Annotated in this window: 7 protein-coding genes; all 7 read right to left on the reverse strand. The window is 32.3% G+C overall.

The genetic code is table 11. The features are described from left to right. Window positions 1–190 precede the first annotated feature (190 nt). The 7 genes from F0226_RS21725 to F0226_RS21755 all read right to left on the reverse strand — a co-directional run bounded on the left by F0226_RS21725 (window position 191) and on the right by F0226_RS21755 (window position 7,577). Window positions 191–592 carry a hypothetical protein gene (locus F0226_RS21725; RefSeq protein ID WP_171737588.1) on the reverse strand — a complete coding sequence of 134 codons (402 nt, stop codon included), beginning with the start codon at window positions 590–592 and terminating at the stop codon, window positions 191–193. Continuing rightward, window positions 589–1,950, reverse strand: coding sequence for a methyl-accepting chemotaxis protein (locus F0226_RS21730; protein WP_171737589.1), 1,362 nt, complete (start codon window positions 1,948–1,950; stop codon window positions 589–591). The genes F0226_RS21725 and F0226_RS21730 overlap by 4 nt, the downstream gene beginning before the upstream one ends. Before the next feature lie 199 nt (window positions 1,951–2,149). Beyond that, a complete protein-coding gene (locus tag F0226_RS21735) occupies window positions 2,150–3,103 on the reverse strand; it encodes a DJ-1/PfpI family protein (RefSeq protein ID WP_171737590.1) in 954 nt (317 codons plus the stop codon). A gap of 106 nt (window positions 3,104–3,209) precedes the next feature. Beyond that, window positions 3,210–3,761, reverse strand: a complete 552-nt coding sequence (locus tag F0226_RS21740) for a hypothetical protein (protein WP_171737591.1) — start codon at window positions 3,759–3,761, stop codon at window positions 3,210–3,212. A gap of 107 nt (window positions 3,762–3,868) precedes the next feature. Beyond that, window positions 3,869–5,542 carry an EAL domain-containing protein gene (locus tag F0226_RS21745; RefSeq protein WP_171737592.1) on the reverse strand — a complete coding sequence of 558 codons (1,674 nt, stop codon included), beginning with the start codon at window positions 5,540–5,542 and terminating at the stop codon, window positions 3,869–3,871. A gap of 317 nt (window positions 5,543–5,859) precedes the next feature. Next, the gene (locus F0226_RS21750; protein WP_171737593.1) at window positions 5,860–6,777 is read right to left on the reverse strand and encodes a GGDEF domain-containing protein; all 918 of its coding nucleotides are present in this window, start codon (window positions 6,775–6,777) and stop codon (window positions 5,860–5,862) included. A 59-nt stretch (window positions 6,778–6,836) separates the two neighbouring features. Next, window positions 6,837–7,577 carry a phospholipase A gene (locus tag F0226_RS21755; protein WP_171737594.1) on the reverse strand — a complete coding sequence of 247 codons (741 nt, stop codon included), beginning with the start codon at window positions 7,575–7,577 and terminating at the stop codon, window positions 6,837–6,839. Window positions 7,578–7,720: the final 143 nt, after the last annotated feature.

Below are 7,720 nucleotides of genomic sequence, written 5' to 3' on the forward strand. Positions count from 1 at the left end.
ATATCTAATTTATTTACACAGTAGTAAAAAAGATATGACAGAATTGATTTTATTAAAACACGAACTATTAATCCAAAGTGACGACTGCCAAAAAATTACTGATTCAGCTACATAGTCATAAGTTTGGGATATTAACAAGATTAAAAAAAATAATCCTATTAATTTTCTCATAAATCACCTTGTGAAATTTTTATAAATTTAATCTTATTGAACTATCTACTTGTGGTGTAAACAAAATAATTTTCATATTTTTATTAGAACAATAAGGTATTAGAACACTATAGTTTCCATTATGGATTTTCACAGCTTTAATTGTTCCAAATCGATTATCATCCGATGTTATCAATAATTCATTGACCGTGTCATTTCCTATAATTTTAAATTCAGTACTTTCTAAAGGCTTAAAACTCCCAGAAAGTAAGTGTATATTAAATAAGCTAGAACTACATTTTGATTGAATAAATAAACAATCCTCAATGGTTTTAGGTGCAGTTAAGTTTGAAAATTTAATTTTTTTCGGAAGTAATCCAGTACTTAAATACCCAAGATAAAAAACAGCAATAAATGTTATAACTTTAAGAATCAGTTTCATTCAAACACCAGTTTATCTGTAGAATTTCTAAGCCCCCCCATTTCTTTTTGCAATGCATTAATGGAGTTTCTTTGCGAAATCATACGCTGGGTTACACTTTGAGATGAACTATTAAGGACTGACATATTATTATTTATCTGATTCAGTGCAGAATTCTGCTGTGTTATCGCTGATGAAACTTGGTACATCTCATCATTCACGGCTGTAACATTAGAAGAAATCTCTTTATACCCAACAATTAATTTATCAAGAGAAGAAGTTACTTTATCAGCAGAACCTAACATACTAGATACGTGTATATTAGACTTACCGACACTCTCTGATAGTTGAGTCAATGAGCTTTTTATATGGTCTAAACTTGTATCAGTTCTGTTTGCTAATTGTCGAACTTCATCAGCAACGACGGAAAAACCACGGCCGGCCTCACCGGCTCTTGCTGCCTCAATGGTGGCATTTAAAGCTAACAAGTTAGTTTGATCTGAAAGCGTCGCTATAGTGCTTAAAACAGATGAAATTTTATCTGTATCACTTGCAACATCATCAATAATAACCTGAGTTTCGTTTGCAATTTCCTTTAAGCTAATTAAACCGTGTCGGCAATCTTCTGCTTCTTGAATACTTTGTTGGCTTAGTTGATTTGCTCTAGCTGTATTTTCATTACACTCTTCAGTCGAAGCTGTAATGGTATTAAAAGAAGTACCTAGCTCTTCTATCGCTGTAGCAACCATTTCAGTATTCAAAGCATGAGATGATAACTCTTCATTAATACTTTGCACATCATGCTCTAATGAATCGGAAACGGATGAGACAGAGTTAAGAGTGACAGTTTGAGATTTAGATAGCTCTCTTAAACGATAAATAACTTGATTGAATTTTTTTTCAAACTCACTTTCATCTTGGATATTTGTATTTAGAACGAGTTTATCATCTCTTACCATGTGTTCTATGGTCTTTTCAACATAATCAAGCTTCTTTAGGTTATCACTTAGGGAAAAGCTTCCATAAATAGACACAGAGGCTTGCAAAATAGCATACAAACAATGAGCTATAACCATGGAAAATTCACTCCCAGGTGGAAAGAGAAAAACACCGATTGAAAAATTAACTTGAAGATAATAAAACAGGATATGATGAATTGCTGCTGCAACAAGGCAATGAAATACAATTTTCCAGTCATTGTATATAGTAGTACATGCCAATAGAATAAATACTTCAAAGTGAAGCATTATGTCACCATAAGCTTGATGAATATGTAGCGCAACAAAACCGTAAAGACAGTAAGGTATAAGTTGGCCGAACTTATCATGGTTAATAATAAGAGTAGTGAAAACAAGAGTCATCACTACAATTAAATCCATAGATGAAAATCCATATTGGAACATGTATATAAATGATAGGGCTGTAAGAGGCGCCAGTATCAATTGGGTTTTATTTTGGAAATTTAGTGACTTCATAAACGAACTTCTTAAAGTTTAATTCACTATATATAACCAAAAAAAAGAAACATCTATAAGACAAGTTTTAAGCAAAAAGAGACATCCTTATGCAAATGCAAAGCTAAACTCCTACTAACTCTTTTCTGACAGTATTTGGCGTTTTATCCAGAAATTTCATAAAAGCTCTCTTCATATTTTCTTCACGTTTATATCCACATCTTGTCGCAATATAAGACAAAGTAAACGTAGTTTCTTGAAGTAAAGACAATGCGGTATCGAACCTTATTTTTTCTACTAATTTCTTCGGAGTAAGTCCAAACTCTTTGCCGCAATGGCGAGTAAAATTTCTAGGGCTCATAGCCATATGATCTGCAATATTTTCAATACTCAAATCATCCGCAATATGTTCTTGTATCCAATGCAACAAATTTTCCCACTTAGTGCTGCTACATTCAAATTGGAGTAATAAGTGAAAACTAATTTGTAAATCATTCTGTCTACGTCTACTGGGTAACACCATAGCCATCGCAACTTGCTGAGCTATCTTTTTTCCATAAGCGTTTTCAAGCAATGATAGTGACATGTCTATAGCTGTTGATATGCCGGCAGAAGACCAAATTTTACCATCGTTAACGAAAGGGGCTGTGTGATCTAGTGATATATTAGGGTGTTGATCCTTTAGATCATCAAAGTACCGCCAATGAGTAGTAGCGTTGAAGTAAGTATTTGGCAAAGCTTTAGCTAATACAAATAAACCCGTACATATAGAACAAACAGACTCAACCTTCTCGTATGCGTTTCTGATGAAATCATCAACTTTCTGTGATTGGTCTGGGTTTGAATCTAAGCCATTAACAATAAAAAGCGTATCATTTTTATCTAAAGCCAGCTCCTCAAACGAATGTGTTTCTATAGAAACCCCAGAATTTGAAACGACAGAACCACCAAATTGGCTAACATACACCAATTCGAATAGCTGCTGTTCTGATAAAATATTTGCAATTGTAAAAACATCAGCAGGTCCAGACAAATCCATAAGCTGAAAGTTGTCTGTACAATAAAATAATAATCTCATTTTAATCTTCTTTGTTCGACTTTCTATTTAAGAATAGCCTATTTATTCATACCTTAACAAAAAAGAAAACGATTCATTTCCGTAAGAATCATAACAACATAAAAAATCAACTTACATGATTGAACTGATTGGATTTAATTAATCCTGCCATCCAAATAAACCAAATTATTTGAGCTAGACCGAACCCCCCACCTAAAAAAAGTAGACAATGTATGCTTGACAGAACACCCAAAACTGATGCAAGTAAACCCATGATTACAATCTTTTTCGACCACAAAGAGTACTTGAAACCGATGTAAGTAATCGAGAAGCACCACAAACCACCAATAAGCTCTTGACCGCCACCAAAAGAATTCTGTATTACAGATATTACACTCCAAACTAATGAACGACCGCTATTTTCTGTCATCTGAACGATTTCAGTTATTCCTATGGTTGTAACCAAACCAGACAACAACAAGAGAACAGACCAAATATTCCCTATTGAAAAAATGAAAGAAGCCCCTTGTACTGAAAATTTTGAGATTGCACGACTTAAGAAATGGCTAACTAAAAAAATGCAAATAGCACTGACAATATAAATAACAAAATACCAATAATATAAAAATACATGATTATCAACAACAAACTCAACATTTTTTATAGGGTCAACTGACATGTAGTCCGTACTCCCCAAAAAAAATATCATAGTTAAGATAGCTAAAATGTAGATCATACTAAGAAATATTAGCGGTAGATATCCAAGGAAAAACCTTTCTTTATTATTCATAAGATCTCATGTGCATGAAATTTTTTCCATTGATTAATGTCTAATGGGTAGCCGAACGCATACCCTTGTAAATGGGTAACTCCCATACCGGTAATCAGATTAGATTTACTGTAGTCTTCAATGCCTTCAGCTACAATCTCGACATTATTTGAAGATCCAAACTCGGATAGAAACCGAACAAAGTTTTTACAAGAGTCATTAACTGTTGCTTCTTTAATTAATATTTTATCAATTTTTATTTGTCCAAAAGGTAGCTGAAACAAAGAAAAAACAGAACTATTTCCTGAACCAAAATCATCTAAAGACAATTTAAAGCCTAATTTTTTTAAATAGTTTAAACGTTCAAAGATACTAACATTGCAATCAAGTAATACTGATTCCGTAATTTCTAAAATAAACCTTTCTGGTTTAAGATTGAATTGACTAATTATGCTAACTGCATTATCTGCAAAGTCATGCCGGAAAATTTGTAAAGCAGAAACATTTACATTAACTTTGATTTTATCTGAGTACACACGATCATATTGGTTTAGGAATTCTGAAGCTTGCCGCAAAACGTCGTAACCTAATGAATGAATTAGACCCTGTTCTTCTGCTAAAGGAATAAATTCATCAGGTGGAACATTACCAAGATAAGCGTGCTTCCACCGTACAAGTACCTCATAGCTAAGAGTTTTGTGAGTCGATGCACAAACAATAGGTTGTATAGCAATAGACATTTTTCCAGCATCTATATCATTTTTTAGATTCTCTTGAATACTTGAGAAACGTTCAATATGTGTATTAACTTTATCATCATAGATTGCGTACCTGGATTCGCATTGACGTTCAGCAAAATCGCATGTTTTAGCAAGGACATCTAGTACCACATCATACTCAATTGAATCACTATTATACGAACCTCCAACAGAGAGCTCGTCACCAGTAAATACTTTACTAAATTTACAATAATCATTAAAAGAAGGTTGTACAGATCTAACAAGGTTTAGCAAGTCCAAAGTACCAATAACTTTCCCAAACACTATGATATAGGAATCAGGGCTAATACGGTACAAACGTGTCCAGTCCGCATTTTGTTTAGAGGAAAAATCTTGAAGGAATCCAATAATCTCATCGACTACTAAGTCTCCGTGCTTTCTAGAATACATTCTTGAACGGCGAAGGTTAACTTGAACAATAGGCCGACTATTCATGTCTAAGTTAGATTTTAAATCTTTTATCAGTTTACTGCGATTCATTTGACCAGATACAGGATCGAAAAATGCAGTTTGATACATATAATCTTGCATTAATTTTTTGTCTGAAATATCTCTATGAGAACCAACAAGAAATTTTCCATCATTATCACAAACTAGAGTTCCAGACTCTTCTATCCAAACGTAATGACCTCTTGTGTTCATAACACGATATTCAGAGACTATACGACTATTAGAATTAGTTTGCATATTGTATATATTTCTCTTAAAAATCTGTCTATCAAGTGGATGAATTATTGATATCCAAGACTCAATAGAGCAATTTGCTTTCTCCAAATCAAACTGTTCATAAAAGGTACTATTATAATAAAATGGTTGACCATCTTGTTCCATCAACCAATGCCCTTCACTACCTGTATCAAATATTTTAAGAAGTTTATTTTTGTAATCAACATCCAATGTTCTATAACTCATTTGATTTTGTATTTCCTCTATTACTAACCTAACATTTCAAGTTACTAATACTTAGTAATCTGATAACAATAAATTAAGTTACCATCCAATCATAAAGTTTTGTCTTACTACTAATCTATATAATACTGGTTAATCTTACATTCGTATTTTATATATTTATAGGCAGATGGTCTTATCTTTTATTTAACAATGCCATAAGAAAACACAATGCATTATAGATAGATACATTCATAAATCCGGACAAAAACAGAGCATTTCATGCAAAGTTTTTTACAAAAAAATCCTTGATTTGAAAATCACTCTACTCAAACTGTTAATCATTCAATATCTGAAGACAAACTATAATCACAACCATTAACCTTACAATAATACATAGCTTTATCCGCAAGTTGAACGCCTTCATCAATATCACTGGTCTCATATGGACATGCTGCTAATCCTATACTCATCTTAAGTTCTATATAAGTGTCTATTGATTGTAAATAGATAGGTGAATGAGTAATTCCAGTTAATAATTCACCAAATAATAGAAGATCTTTTTTATAATCAAAATAATTTGAAATATTAAAAACTATTAAAAACTCATCTCCTCCAACTCTTATAGCTGTATCACTATTTCGAAGAGAGCTCATTAATCTCGCAGAAAACTCTATCAATACTTGATCACCAAAGTCATGACCAAAAGTATCATTTATACTCTTGAAGTTTGCTAGGTCACAATAAGCTATACCAACATTATTAGGCTCAAGTTTAGACCTGATCATTTTATTAAAATATCGTTTATTGAAAAGTCCCGTTAGATTATCCGTTAATGATTCCTTGTTAAGCTTATTGATAAGACTGTAAACGCTTGAATAATCATGGATAATGGCAATACCATACCTGATACTATCAATTTCTATAACTGATACAGAAATTCTAGATTTAAATTTTTTTCCATCTGACTTTATGCATGATAAAGCCTCACGAACTAGTATCGATTTCGTACTATATTTGATGGTAGTAGATTCAGAATTACTTCTAATGTACCGCTTTAACTTTTTATTATGTGTAGGTCTTATATGACTAGAAGCAATTAATGATTCAATCGTCATATTAAGCATGTCACTTTTTGAATAATTGAATAGCGTTTGACATGCTTTATTTGTGAATACAATATTAGAATTTTCGTCGGAGATTACTACGGAATCACCCAAATAGTCTAAGAAAGCTTCAATGTTACTTAAATCTCTCACAGAATCCTACTCTCTTTAACGAATGTGAATGTTTGCTTTTATCATGACTGCGCACCTGTTCATCTATTAAAGTTAGGTAATAATCGAAAACCAAGTGTCACTCTTGAATTATGAGAATCATAATTTATTAATGACTCGCCATAACCTTCGTTAACCTGAACGTATAAGGCAATTTCTTTTGTCAAAGGATGACTTAACTCAAGCGTTATGTTCCCTTTTTTTTTATCCCAATTATACCCGCCACTTACAGAAACCTCAGAATCATAGTAATTTACTCCTAGTTCTAAATTCCAATATGGTAAATAATTGTTTATATCAGGGTTATCAGACATGCCAAATGAATACCACGTTTCCGCATTCCAAAAATATAAACTATTTTGATGACCAATAGATGAAAATATTCTCTCCCAACTTCGAGAATCCTTGCCACTTAGACCATTTGACTGGTGCCTGTAACCAAACTTTGCAACGACACTATTAGTTAATCTACTTTCTAAAAAAACTTCAGGCTGATAATTACTTTCATGCACTGGTGATGAGGCTTTGGTATTTCCTAATTGCCAAAAAGACTTCTGAGAAAAAGCAACAAATAATAATGAATTCTTCTCATGAATAATTGGAACTTTAAGGCTATATTGGAATGAAGCCTCATAATTATTGAACCCATTTGTATGATCAATATCTTTTACATAGCCATAACCAATATAATTGGTTTTATGGAGGTCAATTCCCTTCGCCTCTGAAATTTTGGGAAATAATATAATGCAAAACAGCATAAATAACATCTTTCTATTATTCACTCATTTACCCTACATTTAATGTGATGTTATCAACATTAATGATAAAAAATACATTAAACCCTATATTTATCTATATCTACTAAATATGGTTCAGATGGAAAGCTTTCATAAAGAATACTAAGTATCTGTCTCTTATACACATC

It is taken from the genome of Vibrio sp. 99-70-13A1 (genome assembly GCF_013114625.1).
Lineage (GTDB): Bacteria > Pseudomonadota > Gammaproteobacteria > Enterobacterales > Vibrionaceae > Vibrio.

Coding starts and splice junctions, on each gene's coding strand:
- F0226_RS21725 (WP_171737588.1), bottom strand. CDS start 592: ATGAAACTGATTCTTAAAGTTATAACATTTATTGCTGTTTTTTATCTT.
- F0226_RS21730 (WP_171737589.1), bottom strand. CDS start 1,950: ATGGATTTAATTGTAGTGATGACTCTTGTTTTCACTACTCTTATTATT.
- F0226_RS21735 (WP_171737590.1), bottom strand. CDS start 3,103: ATGAGATTATTATTTTATTGTACAGACAACTTTCAGCTTATGGATTTG.
- F0226_RS21740 (WP_171737591.1), bottom strand. CDS start 3,761: ATGTCAGTTGACCCTATAAAAAATGTTGAGTTTGTTGTTGATAATCAT.
- F0226_RS21745 (WP_171737592.1), bottom strand. CDS start 5,542: ATGAGTTATAGAACATTGGATGTTGATTACAAAAATAAACTTCTTAAA.